This window comes from Floridaenema evergladense BLCC-F167 (assembly GCF_041929205.2).
GTDB lineage: Bacteria > Cyanobacteriota > Cyanobacteriia > Cyanobacteriales > Aerosakkonemataceae > Floridanema > Floridanema evergladense.
The window spans coordinates 5,711,980-5,735,705 of record NZ_CM171625.1 but is presented as its reverse complement, the minus strand read 5'-3'; the positions used below and the strand labels follow the sequence as shown (position 1 = coordinate 5,735,705).

The following is a 23,726-nucleotide window of genomic DNA, read 5'->3' as shown; positions in this document are numbered from 1 at the left end:
ATATATCGCTTTAATTGTTTCAGTTAGCAACAATAAATACACAATTTTGCAGGAGAAAGGTTTTGGCGACTATTTTACGAGACTGGAGTTACCAGTATCAATGGCTGTACGATGCTATTTCCCGAATAGCAGCTTTAAGTGTGGGTGGCGAAGGGCGATTTCGTCAACTAGCTTTAGAAGGTTTAGGTATTAACTCACAAACAAAAATTTTGGATCTCTGTTGTGGTAGCGGTCAAGCTACTCAAGTTTTAGTGCAATATTCCCAAAATGTGATAGGACTGGATGCTTCTCCTTTATCTTTGCGACGAGCAAAAAATAATGTCCCGGAAGCTGAGTATGTGGAAGCTTTCGCTGAAGATATGCCTTTTGCAGATAATACTTTTGATGTGGTGCATACCAGTGTGGCAATGCACGAAATGAAATCGGAACAGTTAAGGCAAATTTTACAACAAGTTTATCGAGTGTTAAAACCAGGAGGAATTTTTACTTTAGTTGATTTTCATGCTCCCACAAATCCGCTGTTTTGGCCTGGGATATCTATATTTATGTGGTTGTTTGAAACGGAAACTGCTTGGGAGTTAATTAATACTGATTTGGTTGGGTTGTTGCGTTCTTTTGGTTTTCAAGAGTTGCAGCAACGTTTGTATGCTGGGGGAAGTTTGCAGGTAATTCAAGTTAGGAAATGAATCAAGGGAAAGATGAAATATGACTCAAGAATTAATCGATTTAAGAAAAAGTATTTTGGAGGGACGTTACAGTGATGCTTTGGCAATTGTTGATGAGTTAGAAGGAATGAGTAGACAAGCAATTCTGCGGAATATAAAATCCTACTTACGGATTTTGTTGATTCATTTAATTAAAAATCAAGTTGAACAGCGATTAACTAGTTCTTGGGCTAATTCAATTCGCGTTGCTATTGTAGAAATTAAAGAACTGAATCTCAAAGAGAATAAAACATCCTATTACGTTAAGTTGGATGAATGGCAGCAGTTATTGGAAGAGGAGATTGTGGAGAATGCGATCGCTCTTGCCAGCGAAGAAATCTTCAATGGAACCTACAATCAATTCCAACTTTCAGAAATAGTCGATAGAACGCAAATAATCGAAATTGCTCAGAATTTATTAAGTTTGACTTATACTCATTCAGCCAAAGAATTACCCACAGCTTTAACGGAAAATTTAATTCAGTTACCAGGCGGCGAAGATTGGATAAACAGATAAAAATAACATGGCAAAGGAGGGATCATAAAAGTTATGACTCAAGAATTAATTGATTTAAGAAAAAGCATTTTGGAGGGACGTTATAACGATGCTTTGGCGATCGTTGATGAATTAGAAGGAATGAGTAGACAAGCAATTCTAAGAAATATCCAATCTTATCTCAAAATTTTGTTAATTCACTTAATTAAAAACCAAATAGAGCAGCGGTTAACTAAATCCTGGGCTAATTCGATTCGCAATTCAGTTAGGGAGATTAAAAAACTGAATTTACAAGATAATAGAACTTCTTACTATGTCAAAGTAGATGAGTGGGAGACAATGCTTGATGATGAATTTGAGGAAGCAATTTCTTTAGCTAGTGAGGAAGTCAGAGATGGATTATACAGTCCTTATGAGCTTATGGATTTAGTCGATCGAGAGCAAATTATAAATACAGCTAAAAGCTTGTTGTTTCTCACTTACGATTACTCAGTAAAAGAGTTATTTTCAGTGGTTAATGATTATTTAACTCAGCTTCCTGGTGGGAAAGATTGGCAAATTAAAAAGCGCTAATGTTTCATGTGAGAAAACCGTTGCGGCTTGAATCTTTATTGAACGTTAGTTACAAGGGAATATAGTCAATTCTGTCTTTATATTCATCTTCAAAAGATGCTTCTGCTATCAAAATTAAATCTTGGATAACTTGACCAATATCTGCATTTTTCCGCAATGCTAAAATACTGGGTATATATCTGGATCGCCAATAGTGCAGACAATTAAATCTGGTTTCCTCGCTAAAAGTTGCTGTTTATAGAGCGGTAGCATATTTTCATCAATCAGGTATTTGCAAATTGTCATTTTTAAATTTGCTCAACCTCGCTTACTAATTTTTTCTGAGCTTTCAACTCACGGAGTTTAGCAACAAATGGAGGTGGATTTTTATCATATTCTGCTTCGGCTTTTTCGCAATAGTCTAACCAATCTTGGAAATATTGTCCGACAGTCTCTTTATTAGCAAGATAGTACAAAATTGTGGCGTAAACCTGTTCCAGAGTTACGGTGCTGAAGCTCTGCTCTATTTCTTCTGGGGTTTTATGATTATGAATGTATTCGTTAAGAATATGTTCGATACCGACGCGAGTTCCTTTGACGCGAATATCGTCTGGTCTTTGGAAATCAAAATAATCTTTTAGTCCTTGCATGGTTTTCATTCTGTTAATTATAATTCCCATATTATAACTTTATAAACAAATTATTTAACCAGTCGGTTGCAGCTTTGGTCGATCGCAATCCCAAAACCTTACAATAAGAATATTCCGGTTGTGCAAATAAAATCGGATATTCCTTCTGGCTAAAGTTGTTTTACCTGTTTCACTTGTACCAATGACAAAAATGCGCTGAGGTTACATTATTTTTACGGTTTTCTTTGAGTTCTAGAAGAACCAACTTTTGCTTCTAATGTTTGAATTCGTTCCTTTAATTCTATTACCAAAGTAGATAATCTTTGAAATAGGGGATCGGATGATAAAGTAGATGTGCTACCCCGATAAGGAACTGTTCGGGAAGTAGGCGGACGAACAGGAGTACTTAAGTTAGATCTAGATGGAGTTCCACCCTGGTATTGATTTAATTGGGATTCTATGCGCGTAAGTTGCGATCGCACTTGAAAATTTTCTGTTTCTAATCTACCAAGACGAGATTCTAAACCTGCTGATACTTGAGCTTTCACCTGAATAGGTATAATTACCATCATTCCGATAATCAGAATTAAGCAAAGTAGACGAAATTTGTTTATCATTATTATCTGCTCCTAGTAATTGCATAACCTTCTTCTATTCTAAGAAATTCACATGACAAGATCCGACCAACTCAATCGCTTTGACCGTCAGCTATGGAATCGATTTATAGCGATCGCACAGCCTTACTGGTATCCTACTTCCGGTAGAAGTAGCGCAACTTTTTTGATTTTGTTAGCGCTTTTGTTAATGTTTCTAGCAGCATTTTTGTTTGTTGTAATAGCTATTGTTAGCTTAAGTAGTCAATCTATCTTTCCGAAAATTTTTAATAACATTGCTCCTGGGTTAGCCCAAAATATTACTAAGCTGATCAATTCTCCAGGAATTCTCGTCATTGTCGCTACATTACTAGCACCAAGCATTGTTTTCTTCATCTATCGCGGGAATTTAATTCCCCGTTGGCGACCTTGGGCTTTGTTATCCATACTGCTATTACTTGCCTTTTCAGTCAGCGGTTTAAATGTAATTATTAGTTATGTAGCAAGATTTTTTCAAACTGCTTTAGCACAAAAAGATCAAGCAACTTATTGGCGATTTTTGTTTGTTTATGCCAGTGTTTTTGTAGTAGGAACACCGATTGTTGTTTACTATAATTATGTGCGAGAAAAACTAGGTGTAAATTGGCGAGATTGGCTAACAAATCGCTTTTTAGATGATTACTTTAGCGATCGGGCTTATTATGACATCAGCAATAACAGTAAAATTGATAATCCTGACCAAAGAATCACTGAGGACATTCGCTCATTTACTCGCACTTCCCTGGATTTCTTACTAATAATTCTCGGTTCAATTATTGATTTGATTGCTTTTACAGGTGTCCTTTGGACAATTTCTTTACCTTTGGTGTTAGTGTTAATTTTCTACGCCACATTTGGGACAGTTGGTACTATTTTAATTGGAAAACGTTTGATCGGAATTAACTTTACCCAACTGCGGCGAGAAGCAGATTTCCGTTATGGTTTAGTTCATGTGCGCGATAACGCTGAATCTATTGCCTTTTATCGAGGTGAAGACCAAGAATCTGTTGCTGTAAAACAGAGATTTATTGAAGTGCTACGTAATTTTAATATTTTGATCGGCTGGCAAAGAAACTTGCGGTTTTTTACTACGAGTTACAATTATTTTGTAGTCATTGTACCTGCTTTAGTTGTTGCTCCTAAATATTTTACTGGAGAAATAGATTTCGGTGCAATTACCCAAGCAAGTTTCGCTTTTAGTCAGGTTTTATCTGCTTTATCTCTGATTGTTACTCAGTTTGAATCATTGAGTGCTTTTGCCGCTGGTGTGAATCGTTTAGGTGAATTTGAAGACGCAATGATTACAAATGCAAAAGAACGTCCCGAAGGTGCAACTACAATTGACATGACAATTGATTCTCACTTAGCTTTGGAGCACGTTACTTTGGAAACTCCAAACTATCAGAAGATATTGGTAAAAGATTTGTCGTTAGATGTTGAACCTGGTGAAGGTTTATTAATTGTGGGACGCAGTGGTGCGGGGAAAAGTTCATTACTTCGCGCAATTGCTGGTTTGTGGAACTCTGGTACAGGAAAATTAGTGCGTCCTAAACTGGAAGAAATGCTATTTTTACCCCAACGTCCTTACATGATTCTTGGTACTTTACGTGACCAATTGTTGTATCCTTTTGCTAGTCGAGAAATTAGCGAAAGTAAACTGAGGGAAGTGTTAGTTAAAGTTAATCTTGCTGACTTACCAGAAAGAGTTGGTGGGTTTGATGCCCAATTAGATTGGTCAACGGTTCTTTCATTAGGAGAACAACAACGTTTAGCTTTCGCTAGGTTGTTATTAACTGAACCTAATTATGCAATTTTAGATGAGGCGACTAGTGCTTTAGATTTGCGAAATGAGGCTGAACTTTACGAACAAATACGCACTGGTAAAACAACATTTGTTAGCGTAGGACATCGGACCAGTTTGTTAGCTTTTCACAAAAAAGTTTTAGAACTTGATGGTGCTGAAGGTTGGCGAATTCTCTCAGCAGAAGAGTATGCGGCTCAAGAGAGTTAATTTGATTTAATGCTAAGATAGGGGCGATCGCAATTTCATTGAGTATTGCGATCGCTCTTTCCAAATTCATCCGTAGTGTCAATCTAAAATTCCATGACTCAAGAACTAATAGATTTAAGAAAAAGCATCCTTGAGGGACGTTATGTAGATGCTTTGGCGATTGTTGATGAATTAGAGGGAATGAGTAAGCAAGCAATTCTGCGAAATATTCAATCATATCTCAAAATCATGTTGATTCATTTAATTAAAAATCAAGTCGAAAAACGATTAACTAATTCTTGGGCTAATTCAATTCGTAACTCAATTAGAGAAATTAAAAAATTAAACCTACAAGACAACAAAACCTCTTATTATATTAAACTAGACGAGTGGGCATTGACCATAGAAGAAGAATTTGAAGAAGCTATTCGTGAAGCTAGTTTGGAAGCATTTAAAGGCATTTATAATGAATTTGAATTTACTCCAATGGTGGACAAAGCACAAGTAATCGAAATCGCACAAAGATTATTAGCTTTGACTTATTCTTACTCAGTTAAGGAATTACCTGCTATTGTGGCAGAGAATTTAACTCAACTTCCAGGTGGCGAAGATTGGAAAGCAGGAAGGAGATAATAAAATTGTGAACCAAGAAAGAATTAATTTCAGAGAACAAGCAGTTAACAAATTTATTGAGTTTGTTTTGTCCAGATTTATAGATGCAGAACAGCTGCAAGTTCGGATTAAATCTAATCTCAAACAATTAAGACGGGGTGAATTAGACGCACTGACTATTCAAATGTCTAATTTTCGGATGCAACCAAACTTAAGAGTTGCTGAATTTCAGTTAGATATCGGTGCTTCTGCTGTAAATATGCAAAGCATAATTCGCCGCAAAATTGAGTTGTTACATCCTTGTGAAGGTAAGCTCAGAATTGTAATTTCTCAAGAGCAATTAACTGTTGCGCTTAATGGCGAATTGACAAATTTATTTAACGATCGACAGCAAGAAATTCAATTTCAACAGGTTAGTTGCCATCTGCAAACAGAAAGCGCGATCGCATTTAATTTCAACTGGATTTCGTCAGGAAAAATTGAATCAGGAACCTGCATTACTAAACCCGAAATAGAGTCAAATAATCGTGCAATTGTGCTGATTAAACAAGATTTTCTCACTCAAGAACCACCAACAGAGTTTGTGAATTGCGCGATCGCACAAGTAAGCAATATTTTGAGCTTAAACGATCTTGCTAATCGTGGTACAACCTTTAATATTCAAAAAATAGAGATTGGAGCAGGTAAAGTTACAGTAGAAGCTAACGCCAACATTGAACAATTCCCATCTCCATAAAGTACGTTGTTGCGCTTTAGCGCTAATAAGAGCGCTGAAGCGCAACAACGTACATAATATCAATATCTTTTAAGGGTTAATAATTCTGTGCATATCCAAAACTGGTGGTGCAATTTCCGTTTGAGTTAGCATATCGTGAATTTGTCCGCGATGATGAGTTTGATGATTAAAAAAGTGAGTAATTAACAACTCAATTGGATCTTCATACAACTTTCCCTGATTATTGACATATTTAAGCGTCCCTTTGATAAACTCTTCAGTTAAATTAGCAGCAAAATTTTCAATGCGCCGATCTTCTAATGTTCTTGCTGCACTTAATTCCGCAAAGTCTTCATATAAAATTGTGTCGAGCTTAATAAAGGGGGTTTCTTGTCCAGTAAAGCGGCTTAACCAAATGCGATCGCCCACCATAATATGATTCAGCGTACCATGAATGCTTTTAAAAAATGCAGGTCTGACTCGCTTGAGTTCCACATCCGAAAGCAACGTACAAGTATCGTAAATCCGGTGATTCGCCAGAGTATTGTAACGCGCCAGCATTTGAAAGTGTTTTTGTAACATATTGTTTTTTAGTAAAAAAAGACACAGGATTTATTTCAAAAGTCTATTAAGATTCCAGAAATTAATAAATAGCTATTGACTGTTAAAATATTTTCCTTGTATCATACGTAAAAATACTGTGTGATCTAGGTTACTAAAAACGTTAAGCTATTATTAACAAAGCGGTTGGTAAACATATCAATCGCCTCAAAAGGACATTCGACAATGATACATTGGTTGACAACATTATCTGTCTGCACTGTTTTTTTGTATAATATTTTACTAGGAAATGTTCAGCAAGAATTAAGCCAAGGCATAAATTATTACTTACAGCAACTCAATGCGCTACCTGCGATCGAAAACATCAGTAGCGCAGAACTTTTCTTCAAAGATAGCAAAGTAGAAAGATTTCAGCGATTTTCGGAAGTAGTCAGAGACACAGATAAATTAGAAGGTTTATTCACGCTTTATCGCTGTCTGGAAGACGATCGAATTTACTTAGAAATTCAGCCAGAACAGTTAAATAAAAGTTACTTAGGTACAGTAACATTAGAATCAGGAATTGGCGAAAGTGGGATTTATAGTGGACTTGCTTTGCAAGACTTTCTTTTCTACTTCCGGCGCGTCAATAACAGCATACATTTTGTAATTCGTAACGTAAATTTCCGCACCACTTCCGAAAAACCAGAACACAAAGCATTAACTCGTTCATTTAGCGACTCAGTGCTTTATGCAGTTCCCATAGTTAGCATTTCTCACCATAAAAAAAGTATTTTAATTAATTTGGGTGACTTGTTAATGCAAGATTTTGCTGGAATAACTCCCCTATTAAAAAACTCATTATTCACGGACTATCAACTAGCAGAAAACAAATCATACTTTGGTGCAGTTAATAGCTTTCCTGAAAACCTAGAAATTGATTCAATTTATAATTTTTCGGCTAATCAAGGGGCAAATTTAATTACTTTACCTGATAGCAGAGCCCTAACTCTTCAAGTGCATTATAGCTTTTCCCAATTACCAGAAAATAACGGTTATATTCCCCGACTTGCTGACGAAAGAGTGGGATATTTTATCACTGCTTATCAAGATTTATCAAATTATAATAGCTCCGAATCTTTTGTACGTTATATTAATCGCTGGCATTTGGAACCAGCTGTTACTGATGCGCCTTTATCTGTGCCGAAAAAACCGATCGTATTTTGGATTGAAAATTCCATACCTTTGGAATATCGAGATGCTATTCGCGAAGGCGCTTTAATGTGGAATAAAGCATTTGAAAAAGCAGGTTTTTTCAATGCTATTCAAGTGCAACAAATGCCAGATGACGCTGATTGGCATCCCGCAGATGTACGTTATAATACGATTCGTTGGTTTAATTCGATCGATGCTTTTTTTGCCAAAGCACCAACCAGAGTTAACCCTTTAACTGGCGAAATATTAGATGCAGATATTATCGTAGATGCCAATATGGTGCGTTCTTTGCAACCAGAATATCGTACCTTAATCGAAGGAAGTTCAAATCAAAAATCCTGTAAACTTACAAATTCTAAAACCGAAGTTAGAGCAGACGATCGCTGTTATGGAATAGAATCTTCTTTACAAGCAGCGATCGGCGCAACAGCAATTTCAATGTTGCCAAATTCGGCGTTAGACAAGGAAAAAATGCAGGAATATGTGCATCAATATTTGCGTTCTTTAATTGCTCATGAAGTAGGTCACGCTTTAGGTTTGCGACACAACTTTCATGGTAGCACAATGTTATCGCCACAAGAATTAAACAATACTGAAATAACACATTCTAAAGGTTTAGTTAGTTCCGTAATGGATTATTTACCTGTGAATTTGGCACCACAGGGAACAGTGCAAGGTGATTATTTTCCGGCTACAATTGGCCCTTATGATGAATGGGCAATTATGTATGGTTATAAACCGAGTAATTTTGAATCAATTGGGGCAATTATTCCCGAAGCAGAAAAACCATTTTTAGAGCAAATTGTTGGGAGTTCGCAGCAACCAGAATTAGCTTATGCTACTGATGAAGATATCTGGGATATTAATCCTAATGCTAATGTCTGGGATATGAGTAATGATGTGTTGGTTTATTCTCAATGGCAAATGGATAATGCTCGTTTAATGTGGCAGAAACTTGACAAAAGTTATCTCATCAAAGGAGAAAGTTACAGTCAGTTACGGACGGTTTTCGACAAAATATTGATGTATTATTTCCGCAATGCTAATTTAATTGCAGATTATATTGGTGGGCAAATTTTTAGACGCAATTATGCTTTAGATGTAAATAACTGGGCTTTTGTACCCACAACTTTGACAAAACAACGTCAAGCTTTAGCTACTTTAAATGAGTATATATTTGCGGAAGATGCTTTTAATTTCTCGCCACAGTTACTCAATCAATTAGCACCTTCTCGCTGGAATCATTGGGGAAATTCTGTACCTATATCTCGTCTTGATTATCCAATTCACGATCGCATTTTGCGCGTGCAAAGTACGATTCTGCGATCGCTCTTAGATGGCGATCGCTTACATCGTTTATTAGACATAGAACTGAAAACCTTACCAGGAGAAGCGTTAACAATTCCCGAATTATTTGACACTTTGCAAAACAGCATTTGGACAGAAATTATCGGAGTTGAAGAACTAAAACCAATTTCTAGTATTCGCCGTTCTTTGCAAAGAGAACACTTAGATATTTTGCTGGAAATGGTGTTAAGAAAAACAGAAGTTCCTGAAGATGGGCGAACTCTTGCTTGGTACGAATTACGACAGTTACAAAAAGCGCTTTCTGCAAAGTTGAAAAAAGCAGAGGAAAAGCTTGATATTTATACAATTGCTCATTTGGAAGAAGTTAGCGATCGAATTACCAAAACCTTAAACGCTTCTTTGTTATCTCGATAACATAAAAAAGCAAAAACATTACCAATTATTTCACCCGACTATGCAAAATCTTGTAATTTATGCTAAATTCTCTGGCAATAGGGTGAAAATGAGGAAAATCGATGAAAATTGTAGAAGAGATCCCTTTGTTAGAAAAGATTCTTGGTGATTGGAAGGACATTATTGGAAGTCAATATGAACCTTATAAAAATCATGTGTATCGGGTGATAAATTTCTGTTTAATGTTTCATGAATGTAGCCAAGAAGAACTGGAAAAAATTACCATTGCTGGTTCTTTTCATGACTTGGGAATCTGGTCTAATAATACAGTTGATTATTTACCACCTTCTATAGAATTAGCGAAAAAATACTTGGAGGAGAGCGATCGAACCCAGTGGTCAACCGAAATCGCATTAATGATAGATGAACACCATAAAATTACCGAATATGCAGATAAGAAATATCCTTTAGTAGAGGTATTCAGAAAAGCTGACTGGGTTGATGTAACAATGGGTTTAAGAGCATTCGATTTACCAAAAAATGATGTTCAGGAGATAATAGATAAATTTCCAAATCTAGGATTTCATGCTAATTTAATGGAATTAACTAAAGCAGAGTTTATCAGACATCCATTTAATTTTCTGCCGATGATGAAATGGTAAAGCTGAGGAGCGATCGACTACTTCCTCTTTACTTATGACTGTTCCTTAATCTCCGGTTTTGCTACTTTCGGCAAGGCTTCAAATCGAAGATTTGTGATTTAATAAAAGTGCTAATTTAGTTGCGATCCCAAATTAGTTCTATTCGTTCCTAAGCTTTTTGTAAGGCTTAATTACTATTGCTCCAGGAATTATACATCTGTTTCCCAAGGATGTCGGAAATTTTCCCCAACAATAAACCTCGTTGTATTATTGGCAGGATAAGTTTTAACGTAAATAAGACAACCATTTTTTGAAGCTGGGCTATAAGGGCAATTTGATCCATACCGTAGCCAACTGTAAGTTGGGTAATCCCCTAATTCATCACTCCAAGTTCCTTCGATAACAAAGATTTCTTTCACCTCAGTCTCAACGACATTAGATAGCTTAGTACCAGGCTGCCACCGTTCAACCCAAACTTTTTCCGGGTATCCCACTTGCTTATAGAGAGGTTGAACCTCAATTTCTGCTACAACTCCAGTTTGCCAAGGCAAATCGAAAATATTCGTTCTTACTTGTTGACGAGTCTTGCCACCGTGTTGGCGTAATTTAACAAAAGTTAGACTCCTACAATTAAATAATTTATTATTATAACAATAAATTATTTGTTATCCCAAATTAGTTCTATTCGTTCCTGAGCTTTTTGTAAGGCTTTTTTGGGAGATTCACCTAACAATGCTGATTCAATTGCTCGACCAAGATTTTCTGATATACGGCTATATCCAGCAATAATTGGTCGATGTCCCGCCCATTTCATTTGTGCTAAAAAGACTTTTAACACAGGTTTTTGGGCGAGATAATTCTGATAAGCTTCACTTTGACTCGATTTGATGTTAATTGGCAAAAAACCAGTTCCAATACTAAATTCAGTTTGAAATTCTTCACTTAAAACATACTCTAAAAACTTTAGTGCCGCTTGCTCTCTTTCCGGCGTAGTTTTCATGACAAATAAGTTCCCTGTGCCCATTACTGTGGCTCTTTTTTTATCAGCAGGTATGGGAAATACATCAAAATCAACTTTACTTTTGATGATATATGTCCAAGGCCCGGTTAGCTGCATTGCCACGCGCCCATTAATAAAATCATCTTCTTCATAACCGCGTTCGGGAGCAGAAAGTTTAGCTGATCGATCTTTGAGAAAATCTTGCCAATATTCTAAGGCAACAATCGCTCCTGAATCGGTTAAATCTGGGCGATCGTCTTGTACTATTCTTCCTTCTGCACTCAACAAAAAAGGAAACCAAGTGAAAACTGTCCATTCTCCTTTACCAAATGGTAATAACATTCCATACTGTTCGGGGCGCTTGTCACCATTGCGATCGACTGTCAGTTTTTTCGCCGCTTTTCGCAACTCTTCCCAAGTTTTAGGAACCTCAGTAATACCAGCTGCGGCAAATAGTTTTGGTCGGTAAAAAACGGCAATATTACCAGTAGTATATGGCACCGACCACAGATGTCCATCTAGCCACAATTCCTTAATTGTACTTGGGATAATTTCTGACTTTATTGGTAATTTATCTAGCCAATCTTCCAGAGGTCGAATTGCACCCAGTTCAACAAATTGACCTGTAACTTGCGGATAAAATGCCAAAATATCTGGCGGAGCATTACCGACAACTGCTGTTAATATTTTCGGTAATTGCTGTTCTACTCCACCAGCAAATATAGATTCAACCTGAATATCAGGATGTGTTTTATTGAATTTATCTACCAGTTTTTCAAACACATCCCGATTAGCCGGAGGATTAATACCTTGCCATAGTGTCAAATGAATTATATTATTCTGTTTATTGATATTGATGGAATTTTGACAACTGGATAAAAATACCAGACACAAGCTGAGTAAAATTCCTAAAACAAAAATTTTCTTTTTGACCGCTACTGCTTGGATAAAAAAGGCTATGTGATTAAGGAAAAAATTTTTTAAGATCATAAACATTCTTTATCATAGATAAAATTAATTATCAACTTTTCTGATTGTCAATAAGTAAATTTTATGTGAAAATTCTTGCTGATGATGTATACTTAACAAAAGTTAAATCAAACAATAATACAAGTAAATTTACTAAGGCTAATTATATATTGATTGCCAAATAAAGAATTACTCAATGTTTGATTTTTTTGGGATTCGCGTCAGCATTAATTTATTTAGGGTTTCAATTATGAATAGTAACCTAATTCAAGAAAAAATTGAAAAATTTTTATCTTTTCTAAATAAAGAGTATCCTGATACATCAATAGTTATGTATGATGTTGGTGCTAGATATGGAATTCATTATCTCTATGCAGAATTATTGAAGTATCCAAATTTTAGCGTCATTGGATTTGAGCCAGATGAAGCAGAAGCATCTAAACTGAATGAGAATAATATGTCTGGAATCAGACAAACATTTCCGGTGGCTTTGGCTGAATCTGAAGGGACTAGAACATTGTATATTACTAAACATCCTGCTTGCTCCTCTCTTTACCCTCCTAATACAAAGATACTGAGTGATTATTTAATATCGGATTTGTTGGAAGTTGTTGATACTAGGTTGATCGACACCATATCACTTGATGAATTTATCGACAAATTTGAAGTAGCTAAACCTCATTACCTGAAACTTGATATTCAAGGAGCAGAATATGATGTACTCAAAGGCGGAAAATCAGCATTAACTAATAATATAGTGGGAATATTTTTAGAAACCCACTTGCAAGAAATATATCATGGAGCTGGCTTATTTTCTGATATTCATAACTTACTAACTCAGCTATGCTTCAAATTAATTTATTGTCAATATAATCCTAATTTGGGAGGAGAAATCGTTGAATTAGATGTAGCTTATGTGAAAAATATTCAGTCTTTAAATACCACGATCGATATCATGAGAGCAATAATGTTTTGTTTAGTTCATAGTAACTTAGAATTTGCTGCCAACATAGTTAGAGGTTCGATTCTTGATGAGACCAAGAAAATGAGTATTTTGGAAATTTTAGAGCAACCACTGCATCTTCAGGAGAGGGTAGTTGATTCAGAAGATTTATATATTAACAGTAAAGTAGAACTAAGAAAAATTCAAGAAGACTGGTGGAAATAAGATTATGCAAATATCAGCAAATAAATTATTGTTTATTTCTACTCCTGTTGGTGCGTTAGGTACAGGTATTGGAGGTGGTGTTGAACTGACACTATTTAACATTACCAAAGAGATGACGCGACGAGGATACAAGGTGGAAGTTATCGCACCACAGGGCTCTGTCATGCAGCCATTTATTGTGAAAGAAATTTCTGGGGAATTACAGATACCAGGACAAACACAAACCCGCACTAGCCCAATTACAATGCCAAAAAATTCTGTTTTGGCAAATATGTGGGAATATGCACGACAAGTGCAAGCTGAGTATGATTTAATTGTGAATTTTGCTTATGATTGGCTTCCTTTTTATTTGACACCATTTTTTCAGATTCCGATCGCTCATCTCATCAGCATGGCTTCTTATACAGATGCGATGGATCGGATTATTGAACAGGTAGCAACTAAATTTCCAGGTACTATTGGCGTTCACACTCAAACACAAGCAGCGACTTTTCAGTTGGAACAGGAATGTACTTGTTTGCTGAATGGCTTGGATTTATCGATTTATCAGTTTTGTGTTCAACCCAGTCATAATTTGGCGTGGGTAGGTAGAATAACACCGGAAAAAGGACTAGAAGATGCTGTAGCAGCTGCAAAAATTGCTGGCATTCCTCTGAAAATTTTTGGGGTGATACAGGATGAAACTTATTGGCAAAATATTTGTCAAGACTACCCAACTGAAACAATAAAATACATGGGCTTTTTATCTACATTTGAATTACAAAAAGAACTAAGTAAATGTTTGGGATTGTTAGTCACTTCCCGTGTAGTAGAAGCTTTTGGTAATGTTGCTATTGAAGCGTTAGCCTGTGGAGTGCCTTTAATTGCTTATCGGCGGGGTGGTTTGACAGAAATTGTCCAGGAGGGCAAAACTGGCTTTTTGGTAGAACCGGATAGTGTGCCAGGTTTGGTGGATGCTATTAGTCGGTTAAATGAAATCGATCGCTATGCTTGTCGGCAACAAGCAGAAGCAACATATTCTTTGGAGGCGATGGGCGATCGCGTGGAAAAATGGTTTAAAGGTATTCTCAATAGATGATGCCAGATCTTAATATCCGGGGTTTAATATTGGGATTTACTTTTCTAGGTACAAGCTATGCGATCGCTCCTACCTTAACAGCAAATTCTTGCATTTTGCCCCTACTCGCTGCCAAATCCTTGAGTAAAAATCCCATCTATTTCCGATTGAAAAATGTATTCATAATCAAACCTCAAAGAATGAGGATGGCGAATTATCGAAAATCCAAAATCGCTAACAACTTCTGTAGAGAAAGCAAACATAACTAGCTCGATTAGTCGCTTTTCAGCGATATTAGGTACTTGCACGAAGTAATCATGTTTTTCAAAGAAAACTTTTTCATGTTTGGGGACAATTATGCCATTTAATCTATGAGATGTTTGGATCGGTTTGATGATATTTTTAATAAAAGTTCCCGGAGATTTTTGCAAAGCTGTTAATCGTTCATGTTGTGCCCAACTCATTTGGTAAATCATTTTCAACAATTCAAAACCCAAAATGTAGTTGAAAACGCTGTTTCGTTCTTTAGTACTTAGAACTAAACGTAAAGCTGATTCCAAGTATAGATCGGGCTTGCGCCGTAAATCTTGAGAGGAATGAATAAAAGATTGCCGGACATAACTTTTTAAAAGTGTCTGATTAATCTCTGTATTAATATAAAATCTTTGTAAGTAGCTTTGTAATTGCTGTTGCGCGTCTCGATCTTGCAACATTCGAGCAACTAAACCATCAGCAGTATAATCATCTAAAAAGTCTGCTTGTACTTCTGGAGAAGCAGCGCATAGTAAATGACACAAAGACAAAACATAACGGCGCTGTTCCCAAGGTAAACTTTCAGCCCATTCTCTAGCAGGTGGGGGTAATTTTTCCAGCATACTTTTAGCAGTATTGGATTCAGCGAGGTGAGTTGTTTGAGAGTTGAGTTCAGTCATAACCTGAAACCAGGGGATAGTAAGGAAGAACTTGAGCCAGAATATTACTAAGGTAAAAAATGTTTAATTACTGGAACTCAAAAAGTACGCAAGTAATGAACTACCTTCGCCTTAGTTTTATTCCATCTACCACTAGTATTCCCAAAGATCTGCAAATAAACCCACTCTTTTGTTTAACTATTTTTAATAACTAAGTTAACTAAAAACTCCAAAAGTCGGTGACATTGTATCCAAGTTCGTCTAACATCCGACGCAGTAAGGGTAAGCTGAGTCCGATCACGTTGCTGTAACAACCGGAGATTTTTTCGATGAAAAGACCTCCTTTACCTTCTAATGCAAAGCATCCTGCACATTTGAGAGGTTCGCCAGTGGCAACATAAGCAGCAATTTGTCGATCGCTAATGTCAGCAAAATAAACCTCACTCACCTGATAACGGACTAAAGTTTTACCCTGTTGTAAGTCGATTAAAGCATGACCTGTTAACAATTCGCCAACTTTAGAACGCATTTTTTGCCAACGAGCGATCGCTTCAGCTGCATCAGCGGGTTTTCCGTAAATTTCTCCTTCCATTGCCAAAACTGAATCACAACTTAATACTAACCCTTCAGTTTGTTGCGCTGCCACTGTTTCCCCCTTTCGCAGCGCCAAAGTCTTCACTAATTCTTTAGGATCGCTAATATTTACCTGTGACTCATCATAATTACTGGGTAAAACAAGAGGATTAATTCCCACATTTTGTAACAGGCGAAGCCTTGCTGGAGAAGCTGAAGCTAAAATAAAATTTGGCATTTTTTTATTCATCATTTGTCATGGGTAATTGGTCAGTTGTCATTTGTCATCTGTCATTTGCGATCGGGATAATTTCTTGATTATTAATGTTTGGCAAAATGACCAATGACAAATAACCACTGACTAATTTAATAAACTTGGAATGAATCAACAACTTGCTGGAACTGATTTTTTATTTTTTGCCATCGCTTTTCGGTAGTTGAAGCATTAAAAGTGTAAAGTTTACCGTGATTAATAACTACACTAGCAAGATTATGTCGTTCTTGATTTGGCAATTTCACTGCATATTCTAAAAGGTAATAAGTTTTTCCGCCGCCTTCTCTTGCTTCTGCATTAACTAATTCTGCTTCTCTTCCCGATCCTGTTGGTGCGATCGCACTCTTAGACAATTTGTATCCTACCTCACCCGGAGTTCCCAAATCTGGAAGAGTTTTATCTGATGCAACTGGACTAATAACTACGCTCACATTTTCTGTTTCTTCAATTAAATCATGAAACACCACATCAGGGCCATTGGCTACTTGCACTGGACTCCAACCATTAGGGTATAAGAACTGATAGCCATCGCTGGTATCGATATAGCTTTTCAAACCGCTTGTCGGGGAAACACAACCATTTAAGGCAACAGTCAATACAATTAAAAGTAGCGCTACAATTCGGTTTAGCATTTGTCACATTCCCTGTATCAATGTTGTAATTTTCTTAGCGATCGTATTTTCCCATTTATGGGGTACTTTTTTTGGAACTAACAATTTTTGGAGGACAGATAATGTTGACTACCAGCGAAATTAGGTGGTTTTATCAAGGTGAAGTAGCGCCAGCAATTAAAAATTGGTTTACTAAGGACGTACTTAGAGAAAATTGTCAAACATTTGAACAGCGAGAAGATTGGTATTTACGAATACCTGGATGTGAGTTTTTGGGGGTAAAACTGCGCCAAAAGCAGTTAGAAAGTAAGTTGCGAGTTGCAGAATTAGGCGTTTTGTATTTAAGCAAAAATGTCATAGGCTCAGCTGAAAAATGGGTAAAATGGAGTTGCGACGATCCAGAAGCAGAGAGTTTAATTACTTCCGAAGTAGTTGCTAAAGGAGAATGGGTGAAGGTGGAAAAAGCGCGATCGCAAATTCGCTATTTAATCGCTGACGATGGTAGCTTAATTCCAACTTCAACAACAGGAACTTCTCAAGTAGGTTGTAATGTAGAACTTACTCAGCTAATTGTCGATCGCGATCGTTGGTGGAGTTTAGGTTTTGAAACTTCGGGAAAAAGTGATGATTTAATGCCTATTTTGGAAGCTGTAACTAATAAAGTATTTCAAACATTCCCCGAAGAAGAATTAAGTTTAAGAAATTCTTATGCTTATCCCAAATGGTTATCTCTGTTTGTTTAATTTTACCAGCCAGATCCCGATTTCTTCAAGAAGTCGGGGATCTATTTTCCTGCTTTTGCCAAAACCAATTTTCTTTAAGTTTTCTCATCCCTTGATTAGAGATATCCTCCCCATCCGAACGATAAACAAAACCTGTAATTACTTGAGAAAAGCGCGATCGATCTTGGCACGGAAAATAGGCTCTCCCGTACTTGTGGTGGAAAACTCTGGTTTTAGGGACTGGGGACTGGGGACTAGGGACTGGGAAACCTTGTGGAGTAAGCATTTGGCTAATTAATTAGGTTTACTTATCACCATGAGTACGCACCATGAGTACGGGAGAGCCAAATAAAACCAATAAAAATAAAAAATTAACCCAAAATAACCCAAAAAATTCCCATAATTTACACTTAAAATGCCGAAATATCAACTCCAAACAACTAACAATCAATACAATTAAAGTAAACCGCAAAACCAGAAAATTATTAGCGGAATTTCGCATATAATCGTAAAACTAAATTTTTTAAACCACAGAGGCATAGAGGACACAGAGAGTAGAAATAAAGAAATTTTCCCAATCCCCAATCCCCAATCCCCAGTCCCCAATCCCCAGTCCCCAATCCCCAATCCCCAATCCCCAGTCCCCAATCCCCAGTTACTCAGTCATTAAACTAATCTTACTCACCGTCCTCAAAATTTGTCCTGCCAAAATTGCTGCGCCAAAACCATTGTCAATGTTTACTACGCCGACTCCCGCAGCACAAGAATTCAACATTGTCAATAGCGGGGCAAGACCGCCAAAACTTGCGCCATAACCGACACTGGTGGGAACCGCAATCACCGGACAATCTGCTAAACCCGCTACCACGCTAGGCAAAGCGCCTTCCATTCCCGCTACCACAATCAAAACATTGGATTGGGCGATGACTTGACGGTTACTCAGCAAACGGTGAATCCCTGCGACTCCCACATCCCAGAGACGCTGTACCCGAAAACCGGAAAGTTCTGCGGTAACTGCTGCTTCTTCTGCTACTGGTAGGTCAGCTGTTCCGGCAGAAATAATGCCAATTGTCCCCGAATATTGAGGTTCTAAAGCAGCAGGAACGGTGGCGCAAATTCGGGCATTTGGGTAGTAGTAAAGTTGAGGAAGTTTTTCTTGTACTTCGGCGTAAACTTCGGGAGTAATTCTAGTTGCCATTACTACCGGATTTTCTTGTCGCATTGCTTGGAAAATTTGGGCAATTTGATCGGGTGTTTTACCGGGTCCCCAAATCACTTCAGGAAATCCTGTTCGCAGCTTTCGATGATGATCGATTCTGGCAAAGTCGCCCACTGATTCAAAGGCAAAATGCTTGAGTTTTTCCATTGCCACATCTGGGCTAACTCTACCATTGGCAACTGCTTCTAGTAGAGATTGTAATGCTTCAGGTTGAGTCATTTTGTTGGTTTAATTTTTGGCTAATGGTAGTTCGTAAATGTTCCAGAATGCGCCGCCTAATGCTGAGTATTTGATGCCTTTAATCCGATCGCGCACAGCTGCCAATGATAGCGGGTTAACCAAGTAAATTACTGGCAATTCTTCTTGGACAATATTTTGGAATTTGGCATAAATTTCTTTGCGTTTGTTTTCGTCTAATTCTTGTGCGCCTGCAATCATTAGGCGATCGATCTCTTTTTCCCAATCAGAAACTACCCAACCATTTATCGGCGGTTCACCTGGCGTTGGCCCTTGGTTAAAGCTATGCAAACCACCTGTGCTATTCCACACATTAGCACCATCATTTGGTTCCACTCCTCCAGTTAATCCTAGTAAATAACATTCCCAATCTCTAGTGTTAGAAAGTTTATCTACTAAGGTGCCAAAGTTAATCGGTGTAAAATCAACTTGAATCCCAATTGTACTCAAATCTTGCTTGATTTGTGCTCCCATTGCTTCCCGAATTTTATTACCGCTATTTGTCATTAATGTGAAGCGGACACGATTACCGTCCCAATCTAATAATTGCCCATCAGCGTTATATTTAAATCCCGCTTTTTGTAGTAATTCCTTAGCTTTTTCTAGGTTATAATTATAAACTTTCAGCCCTTTTTCGGGAGATAAGTAATAAGGACTTTGTACGGAAATAGGCGAATTTTGCGGTTTACCTAATCCACGAAAGACATTGTTAATCATGGTTTGGCGATCGATCGCATAAGCTACTGCTTGCCGAAATTCCCTAGTGTTAAACCACCGCGACTTTATGGGATTAACAATTGGTTGTCCATTAGCATTTTTCGCCTTATTTAAGTTAAAAGAAATAAAATTTGTGCCGGAAGCAGGGCCACCATTATAAATTGTAAAATTCCCCCGCTTTTCTTCTCGCTTTAGTAGGGAGAAAATGTCCGGTTGCACACTTATCGAATCCAAACTTCCTGAACGAAACTGCATTAAAGCCACATCAGTTGATTCTACAATTTGCCAAACCATTCTTTCAATATATGGCTGTTGCCGACCTTGACTATCTTTCCGCCAAAAATAAGGATTCCGACGAAAAATTATCCGTTGACTTGTGTCATATCGTTCTAAAGTATAAGGCCCATTAACTACTATTTCATTTGGTGGTGTATTCACTCCCCAAGTTGTCAGAAATACAGGTTTGCCATCTTGGTTTTTTTGATTAACATATTTTCTTAAAATATGCGCTGGTAATATCGGCAATCCAGTCACTCTTAAAAATGGGGCAAAAGGTTCTGGAACAGTAAATTCTACTCTGCGCCCATCTAATTTTTTTACTGTTGGCAAAGCCCGACTTGCACCAATTCTCAAAACATCTCTACTATCAGTAGGAATTCTTTCATTCAAGTATATTTCATTGTATGTAAAAATTACATCATCTGCCGTTAACGGTTTGCCATCTGACCATTTTAAATTCGGTTTAAGCGTAAAAACTATCTTTTTTTTATCTTCCGAAATTGTCCAAGATTCTGCTAAGTCTGGTTCAATTTTACCTGTCAAACCGTTTTCCGTAACCAATCCATCAAACATGATACTAGTAGGACTGGGTGCTTCTTGAACGAAAGGCGGGTTAAAAGTTTTTGGATCGCTAAGTATACTGGTAACAACTTGTGGAACTTGGGCACTGGCACTTTTAATTCTTAAGGCGCTACAGCTGCTAAGGGCGATCGCGCCAACGAACAACAACACTAAGAAAAATCCCGAAAACCTGATTCTTTTAATAGCCGAGTATTTCATCATCGATCTTCTCTAAAAATTAACTAATCTACTGAGTTTGTAGCCAACCAAGAAAATTTTTGCTTTGAGTAAAATAATTTATGCCTGCATCACCGAGAACTTGTTGAACTGCTGGCGTACTGAAGTCTCTGGTATTTCCACTCAGAAATACCTTGATTTCATCTGGATGTAAAGCTGCATGATTTAATATGGATTTGATAATCAAATTATCTACAATATCATCTTTAATCATCAAAGCTTCCGGTTGTGAAAGACTTATTTGTGATATCTCCTGAAGTGTATTTTCCTTTAATGTTATCATTTCTGCTTTTCTGAACATTTGAGTTACTGCTTCATTAAGGCGTTCCTGAATATCATTTAATCGATCTCTACTGCCAATTCTGGCTTGTTCAAGGGAGGAAACTAAAGACTTTGCATGAATTGATGTTCGATCTCTTTTTGATTCATTGATTTGTTTCTCCAATTCTCTCTGAAATTGCTGGCTATAAACTTTCTCTTTTTGCCATGTAGAAAGAATCTCCACATAACAAATACTTGGTATTGCTAGACGGACTGTTTCTGGTGTACTTCTTAGCAATATACCTGCTTCAGCATCTTGTCCTTTAGCAATACTCATCAGAAAATTAGTTTCAAGGTAAAGTATCACTTTCCAGTACTACCTCAGATTTTGTTGTTCCATCCGCTAACAGTTGTAATAAACCAATTTCTTCTACTCTATCTGATGCAGGTGGCTTTTCTGATTTCCAATGATAAGCTAAATCTCTTAACCACGCTTCCAGCAATGTTTCAAAATATGGATCGAAAATTCGTTTATTAGCAAATTCAGGATCGTAGTGGCTAAGTATATCCGCAGTTTTGAGATTCAGCAAAGCTTCCGAGATATTAACACTTTCTCCTGAAAAAATCTCAATCTCTGACAAATCAGCCAACATTAAAAAAGGGATAACTTTATTCAAATATTTACTGTATAATTTTAATTGAGAGAAGGCTTCCTGTTTTGCATGAGCTAAAGCTTTTACTTCAGCAATTAAAACCTCTTCTCCTTCATTATTGTAGGCAATAATATCGACCCATACTTTGCGAGTAAATTTTGCTGTTTCCATTACCTTTCATCCTTTTAACAAATCTCAGGTTTTCCAGCGACTTAATCAGCTGCTACCAGTAAAGCTACAGAATAGGCACAAATTCCTTCTTCTCTTCCTTCAGGGCCTAATTTTTCGTTGGTGGTGGCTTTAATGCTAATTTGGTCAGGTTTTAATTCTAAAACAGCTGCCAAGCGATCGCGCATTGCCGAAATATGCGGTTTCAATTTCGGACGTTCCGCGACAATTACCGAGTCAATATTACTCACTCGCCAACCTTTTTCCCGGACGAGTCGATCGACCTGACTTAACAACATTAAACTATCCGCCCCCGCCCATTTTGAATCGCTGGGCGGGAAATAATGACCGATATCCCCCAAACTTAACGCCCCCAGCATTGCATCCATAATCGCGTGAGTCAGGACATCAGCATCACTATGCCCTAATAATCCCATTTCGTGAGAAATCTGGACACCTCCCAAAATTAAAGGTCGTCCAGATACCAATCGATGAATATCGTAACCGTTACCTATGCGAATGTTCATGCTAGTTGCATCATATTTGCGTACTCACTTAACATTTCATCATAAGTTAGGCTCTCTGTGTCAGATTGGGGAGTCCAAAGTAACTCAAATACAGAAAGATATTCTGGTGGAGTAGCCGCAATTTTTTCTAATGCTTGCTTCAAATCTTGCGTTGAGTACACATCACCAAACATCGGGCGATCGTTCTCTGTCCCAATTAATAAAGTAACAACAATGTATGTCCCCGGTTCTTGTTCTGGTTTAACATCTTGTTTAAGTTGGCGCACTTTCCCCTTAACATTAGACAAGGTTTCTGCACTAAATTTCGTGCGTTCTTCTATGGAAATCTGATTGAAGAGTTTTTCCGCTTCTTCCCGACTCTTCACCGTTTTAGAACTAGCAGAAACGTGCGTCCAATTTTCTGGCGTTCGCAACAATGCTAACACCGACTCCTGCATTAATTCGGTTAGTCCTTCGGGAGTGTTAGTATCAATTTGCAAGCTTAAATCTGTTAGTTGTTTCTGCACTACATGGGCTTGTGCTAATAACCCAATTTGCACTTTACTTACAGTAACAATATTATTGTCTAATTCTTTGTTCCCAGTAGAATAAGTTACTATTTCTTCACCTGAACTGCTTTTACTGCTAATTGCGTTTTTCATGGCAAAAGCGATCGCCAACGCCAAAATTCCCAAAATCAAAATCAACACAATTATCGGCAGTGGTGAATAATAGTAACCATAGCCCCCACGATAATAACCTCCAGGCGCAACATACACATTCGTCGGACTTGTATAAGTCGGATTACTGCGATAACCTCCTGAATCATTATCAGAAAATCCTCGACTCGGAGCACTGCGGGAAGGCGAAGACCGATTAAAAGAACCTCCACCACTGCGCCCCCCACCCCGTTTTGCTAATGCTTCCTGACCAACATTTAAACTTACTTGTTTGTGAGTGGGCGTAAACTCAATGTTGACTGCATTAACTAACAAAAGAGAAACAGCAGCTGTACAACAAAATTGTAACTTAGACTTCATTCTCATAGGTCAAATTCAGAGCTTTACTCCGATCGTACTTCTTCCATTTAGATTGCCCTCACTCTCACTTACAATTTACTTATTTAATATTTGTTTACATAAATTTTTGTTTTGAATAAATACCCATCAAAATAAA

27 protein-coding genes are annotated in these 23,726 nt (G+C 37.4%); 11 read left to right on the top strand and 16 right to left on the bottom strand.

The annotated features are described in order from the left end of the window. The first annotated feature begins 62 nt into the window (after positions 1-62). From ACE1CA_RS27495 to ACE1CA_RS27485, 3 genes are read left to right on the top strand one after another with little or no spacing between them, the layout of a single operon-like run. Positions 63-686, top strand: a complete 624-nt coding sequence (locus ACE1CA_RS27495) for a class I SAM-dependent methyltransferase (protein WP_413281469.1) — start codon at positions 63-65, stop codon at positions 684-686. 19 nt (positions 687-705) lie between these two features. Next, positions 706-1,221 (top strand): DUF29 family protein, encoded by a 516-nt coding sequence (locus tag ACE1CA_RS27490; RefSeq protein ID WP_413281470.1) that lies wholly within the window; start codon positions 706-708, stop codon positions 1,219-1,221. A gap of 33 nt (positions 1,222-1,254) precedes the next feature. Further along, entirely contained in the window at positions 1,255-1,773 is a 519-nt protein-coding gene (locus ACE1CA_RS27485; RefSeq protein ID WP_413281471.1) for a DUF29 family protein, read from the top strand. A 159-nt stretch (positions 1,774-1,932) separates the two neighbouring features. Here ACE1CA_RS27485 and ACE1CA_RS27480 read toward each other — a convergent pair whose 3' ends face one another. The 3 genes from ACE1CA_RS27480 to ACE1CA_RS27470 all read right to left on the bottom strand — a co-directional run bounded on the left by ACE1CA_RS27480 (position 1,933) and on the right by ACE1CA_RS27470 (position 2,998). Continuing rightward, complete coding sequence (locus ACE1CA_RS27480) at positions 1,933-2,058, bottom strand: hypothetical protein (protein WP_413281472.1); 126 nt, start codon at positions 2,056-2,058, stop codon at positions 1,933-1,935. Between the two features lie 2 nt (positions 2,059-2,060). Then, positions 2,061-2,402 carry a DUF433 domain-containing protein gene (locus tag ACE1CA_RS27475; protein ID WP_459563722.1) on the bottom strand — a complete coding sequence of 114 codons (342 nt, stop codon included), beginning with the start codon at positions 2,400-2,402 and terminating at the stop codon, positions 2,061-2,063. A 212-nt stretch (positions 2,403-2,614) separates the two neighbouring features. Then, positions 2,615-2,998, bottom strand: coding sequence for a hypothetical protein (locus tag ACE1CA_RS27470; protein ID WP_413281474.1), 384 nt, complete (start codon positions 2,996-2,998; stop codon positions 2,615-2,617). A 52-nt stretch (positions 2,999-3,050) separates the two neighbouring features. On the opposite strand from ACE1CA_RS27470, the gene ACE1CA_RS27465 reads away from it, so the two are divergent. The 3 genes from ACE1CA_RS27465 to ACE1CA_RS27455 all read left to right on the top strand — a co-directional run bounded on the left by ACE1CA_RS27465 (position 3,051) and on the right by ACE1CA_RS27455 (position 6,351). After that, positions 3,051-5,024, top strand: a complete 1,974-nt coding sequence (locus ACE1CA_RS27465; protein ID WP_413281475.1) for an ABC transporter ATP-binding protein/permease — start codon at positions 3,051-3,053, stop codon at positions 5,022-5,024. A 93-nt stretch (positions 5,025-5,117) separates the two neighbouring features. Next, positions 5,118-5,636: a DUF29 family protein gene (locus ACE1CA_RS27460; protein WP_413281476.1), complete on the top strand. Its 519-nt coding sequence runs from the start codon at positions 5,118-5,120 to the stop codon at positions 5,634-5,636. 7 nt (positions 5,637-5,643) lie between these two features. Beyond that, positions 5,644-6,351, top strand: coding sequence for an LmeA family phospholipid-binding protein (locus ACE1CA_RS27455; protein WP_413281477.1), 708 nt, complete (start codon positions 5,644-5,646; stop codon positions 6,349-6,351). A gap of 69 nt (positions 6,352-6,420) precedes the next feature. Here ACE1CA_RS27455 and ACE1CA_RS27450 read toward each other — a convergent pair whose 3' ends face one another. Next, positions 6,421-6,912 (bottom strand): DinB family protein, encoded by a 492-nt coding sequence (locus ACE1CA_RS27450; RefSeq protein WP_413281478.1) that lies wholly within the window; start codon positions 6,910-6,912, stop codon positions 6,421-6,423. Positions 6,913-7,116: 204 nt separating this feature from the next. Between ACE1CA_RS27450 and ACE1CA_RS27445 the strand changes: the two genes are divergently transcribed. Together ACE1CA_RS27445 and ACE1CA_RS27440 are read left to right on the top strand one after the other, a co-directional pair. After that, positions 7,117-9,807 (top strand): zinc-dependent metalloprotease, encoded by a 2,691-nt coding sequence (locus ACE1CA_RS27445; protein WP_413281479.1) that lies wholly within the window; start codon positions 7,117-7,119, stop codon positions 9,805-9,807. A 101-nt stretch (positions 9,808-9,908) separates the two neighbouring features. Further along, positions 9,909-10,448, top strand: a complete 540-nt coding sequence (locus tag ACE1CA_RS27440) for a hypothetical protein (RefSeq protein ID WP_413281480.1) — start codon at positions 9,909-9,911, stop codon at positions 10,446-10,448. Between the two features lie 188 nt (positions 10,449-10,636). On the opposite strand, the gene ACE1CA_RS27435 is transcribed toward ACE1CA_RS27440, so the two are convergent. Both ACE1CA_RS27435 and ACE1CA_RS27430 read right to left on the bottom strand, forming a co-directional pair. Further along, the gene (locus ACE1CA_RS27435; protein ID WP_486517558.1) at positions 10,637-10,978 is read right to left on the bottom strand and encodes a cupin domain-containing protein; all 342 of its coding nucleotides are present in this window, start codon (positions 10,976-10,978) and stop codon (positions 10,637-10,639) included. A 107-nt stretch (positions 10,979-11,085) separates the two neighbouring features. Further along, positions 11,086-12,417 (bottom strand): ABC transporter substrate-binding protein, encoded by a 1,332-nt coding sequence (locus ACE1CA_RS27430; RefSeq protein WP_413281481.1) that lies wholly within the window; start codon positions 12,415-12,417, stop codon positions 11,086-11,088. A 229-nt stretch (positions 12,418-12,646) separates the two neighbouring features. Here ACE1CA_RS27430 and ACE1CA_RS27425 point away from each other — a divergent pair, with 229 nt between their 5' ends. Together ACE1CA_RS27425 and ACE1CA_RS27420 are read left to right on the top strand one after the other, a co-directional pair. Further along, the gene (locus tag ACE1CA_RS27425) at positions 12,647-13,564 is read left to right on the top strand and encodes an FkbM family methyltransferase (RefSeq protein ID WP_486517557.1); all 918 of its coding nucleotides are present in this window, start codon (positions 12,647-12,649) and stop codon (positions 13,562-13,564) included. A 4-nt stretch (positions 13,565-13,568) separates the two neighbouring features. Further along, positions 13,569-14,642, top strand: coding sequence for a glycosyltransferase family 4 protein (locus tag ACE1CA_RS27420; protein ID WP_413281483.1), 1,074 nt, complete (start codon positions 13,569-13,571; stop codon positions 14,640-14,642). 101 nt (positions 14,643-14,743) lie between these two features. Here the strand turns inward: ACE1CA_RS27420 and ACE1CA_RS27415 are convergent, their stop codons facing one another. From ACE1CA_RS27415 to psbP, 3 genes are all read right to left on the bottom strand, one after another. Further along, positions 14,744-15,553 (bottom strand): cobyrinic acid a,c-diamide synthase, encoded by an 810-nt coding sequence (locus tag ACE1CA_RS27415; protein ID WP_413281484.1) that lies wholly within the window; start codon positions 15,551-15,553, stop codon positions 14,744-14,746. A gap of 199 nt (positions 15,554-15,752) precedes the next feature. Continuing rightward, positions 15,753-16,355, bottom strand: coding sequence for a Maf family protein (locus tag ACE1CA_RS27410; RefSeq protein WP_459563723.1), 603 nt, complete (start codon positions 16,353-16,355; stop codon positions 15,753-15,755). A 116-nt stretch (positions 16,356-16,471) separates the two neighbouring features. Next, a complete protein-coding gene (gene psbP, locus ACE1CA_RS27405) occupies positions 16,472-17,011 on the bottom strand; it encodes a photosystem II reaction center PsbP (RefSeq protein WP_413281486.1) in 540 nt (179 codons plus the stop codon). A gap of 101 nt (positions 17,012-17,112) precedes the next feature. Between psbP and ACE1CA_RS27400 the strand changes: the two genes are divergently transcribed. Beyond that, positions 17,113-17,733, top strand: coding sequence for a hypothetical protein (locus ACE1CA_RS27400; protein WP_413281487.1), 621 nt, complete (start codon positions 17,113-17,115; stop codon positions 17,731-17,733). Between the two features lie 25 nt (positions 17,734-17,758). Here ACE1CA_RS27400 and ACE1CA_RS27395 read toward each other — a convergent pair whose 3' ends face one another. The 7 genes from ACE1CA_RS27395 to ACE1CA_RS27365 all read right to left on the bottom strand — a co-directional run bounded on the left by ACE1CA_RS27395 (position 17,759) and on the right by ACE1CA_RS27365 (position 23,590). Then, on the bottom strand, positions 17,759-17,998 hold the full coding sequence (locus tag ACE1CA_RS27395) for a hypothetical protein (RefSeq protein WP_486517556.1): 240 nt from the start codon (positions 17,996-17,998) through the stop codon (positions 17,759-17,761). A gap of 369 nt (positions 17,999-18,367) precedes the next feature. After that, positions 18,368-19,150 (bottom strand): nickel pincer cofactor biosynthesis protein LarB, encoded by a 783-nt coding sequence (larB, locus tag ACE1CA_RS27390; RefSeq protein WP_413281488.1) that lies wholly within the window; start codon positions 19,148-19,150, stop codon positions 18,368-18,370. A 9-nt stretch (positions 19,151-19,159) separates the two neighbouring features. Next, entirely contained in the window at positions 19,160-20,944 is a 1,785-nt protein-coding gene (locus tag ACE1CA_RS27385) for an ABC transporter substrate-binding protein (protein ID WP_459563724.1), read from the bottom strand. A gap of 28 nt (positions 20,945-20,972) precedes the next feature. Then, positions 20,973-21,560 (bottom strand): PIN domain-containing protein, encoded by a 588-nt coding sequence (locus tag ACE1CA_RS27380; protein ID WP_413281490.1) that lies wholly within the window; start codon positions 21,558-21,560, stop codon positions 20,973-20,975. A 13-nt stretch (positions 21,561-21,573) separates the two neighbouring features. Then, the gene (locus ACE1CA_RS27375; RefSeq protein ID WP_413281491.1) at positions 21,574-22,047 is read right to left on the bottom strand and encodes a hypothetical protein; all 474 of its coding nucleotides are present in this window, start codon (positions 22,045-22,047) and stop codon (positions 21,574-21,576) included. Between the two features lie 41 nt (positions 22,048-22,088). After that, entirely contained in the window at positions 22,089-22,571 is a 483-nt protein-coding gene (gene ispF / locus ACE1CA_RS27370) for a 2-C-methyl-D-erythritol 2,4-cyclodiphosphate synthase (RefSeq protein ID WP_413281492.1), read from the bottom strand. Beyond that, positions 22,568-23,590: a DUF1517 domain-containing protein gene (locus ACE1CA_RS27365; RefSeq protein WP_413281493.1), complete on the bottom strand. Its 1,023-nt coding sequence runs from the start codon at positions 23,588-23,590 to the stop codon at positions 22,568-22,570. Before ACE1CA_RS27365 ends, ispF begins: the two co-directional genes overlap by 4 nt. Positions 23,591-23,726: the final 136 nt, after the last annotated feature.

Coding starts and splice junctions, on each gene's coding strand:
- ACE1CA_RS27490 (WP_413281470.1), top strand. CDS start 706: ATGACTCAAGAATTAATCGATTTAAGAAAAAGTATTTTGGAGGGACGT.
- ACE1CA_RS27485 (WP_413281471.1), top strand. CDS start 1,255: ATGACTCAAGAATTAATTGATTTAAGAAAAAGCATTTTGGAGGGACGT.
- ACE1CA_RS27480 (WP_413281472.1), bottom strand. CDS start 2,058: ATGACAATTTGCAAATACCTGATTGATGAAAATATGCTACCGCTCTAT.
- ACE1CA_RS27475 (WP_459563722.1), bottom strand. CDS start 2,402: ATGCAAGGACTAAAAGATTATTTTGATTTCCAAAGACCAGACGATATT.
- ACE1CA_RS27470 (WP_413281474.1), bottom strand. CDS start 2,998: ATGATAAACAAATTTCGTCTACTTTGCTTAATTCTGATTATCGGAATG.
- ACE1CA_RS27465 (WP_413281475.1), top strand. CDS start 3,051: ATGACAAGATCCGACCAACTCAATCGCTTTGACCGTCAGCTATGGAAT.
- ACE1CA_RS27460 (WP_413281476.1), top strand. CDS start 5,118: ATGACTCAAGAACTAATAGATTTAAGAAAAAGCATCCTTGAGGGACGT.
- ACE1CA_RS27450 (WP_413281478.1), bottom strand. CDS start 6,912: ATGTTACAAAAACACTTTCAAATGCTGGCGCGTTACAATACTCTGGCG.
- ACE1CA_RS27445 (WP_413281479.1), top strand. CDS start 7,117: ATGATACATTGGTTGACAACATTATCTGTCTGCACTGTTTTTTTGTAT.
- ACE1CA_RS27440 (WP_413281480.1), top strand. CDS start 9,909: ATGAAAATTGTAGAAGAGATCCCTTTGTTAGAAAAGATTCTTGGTGAT.
- ACE1CA_RS27430 (WP_413281481.1), bottom strand. CDS start 12,417: ATGATCTTAAAAAATTTTTTCCTTAATCACATAGCCTTTTTTATCCAA.
- ACE1CA_RS27425 (WP_486517557.1), top strand. CDS start 12,647: ATGAATAGTAACCTAATTCAAGAAAAAATTGAAAAATTTTTATCTTTT.
- ACE1CA_RS27420 (WP_413281483.1), top strand. CDS start 13,569: ATGCAAATATCAGCAAATAAATTATTGTTTATTTCTACTCCTGTTGGT.
- ACE1CA_RS27415 (WP_413281484.1), bottom strand. CDS start 15,553: ATGACTGAACTCAACTCTCAAACAACTCACCTCGCTGAATCCAATACT.
- ACE1CA_RS27410 (WP_459563723.1), bottom strand. CDS start 16,355: ATGAATAAAAAAATGCCAAATTTTATTTTAGCTTCAGCTTCTCCAGCA.
- psbP (WP_413281486.1), bottom strand. CDS start 17,011: ATGCTAAACCGAATTGTAGCGCTACTTTTAATTGTATTGACTGTTGCC.
- ACE1CA_RS27400 (WP_413281487.1), top strand. CDS start 17,113: ATGTTGACTACCAGCGAAATTAGGTGGTTTTATCAAGGTGAAGTAGCG.
- ACE1CA_RS27395 (WP_486517556.1), bottom strand. CDS start 17,998: ATGCTTACTCCACAAGGTTTCCCAGTCCCTAGTCCCCAGTCCCCAGTC.
- larB (WP_413281488.1), bottom strand. CDS start 19,150: ATGACTCAACCTGAAGCATTACAATCTCTACTAGAAGCAGTTGCCAAT.
- ACE1CA_RS27385 (WP_459563724.1), bottom strand. CDS start 20,944: ATGAAATACTCGGCTATTAAAAGAATCAGGTTTTCGGGATTTTTCTTA.
- ACE1CA_RS27380 (WP_413281490.1), bottom strand. CDS start 21,560: ATGAGTATTGCTAAAGGACAAGATGCTGAAGCAGGTATATTGCTAAGA.
- ACE1CA_RS27375 (WP_413281491.1), bottom strand. CDS start 22,047: ATGGAAACAGCAAAATTTACTCGCAAAGTATGGGTCGATATTATTGCC.
- ispF (WP_413281492.1), bottom strand. CDS start 22,571: ATGAACATTCGCATAGGTAACGGTTACGATATTCATCGATTGGTATCT.
- ACE1CA_RS27365 (WP_413281493.1), bottom strand. CDS start 23,590: ATGAAGTCTAAGTTACAATTTTGTTGTACAGCTGCTGTTTCTCTTTTG.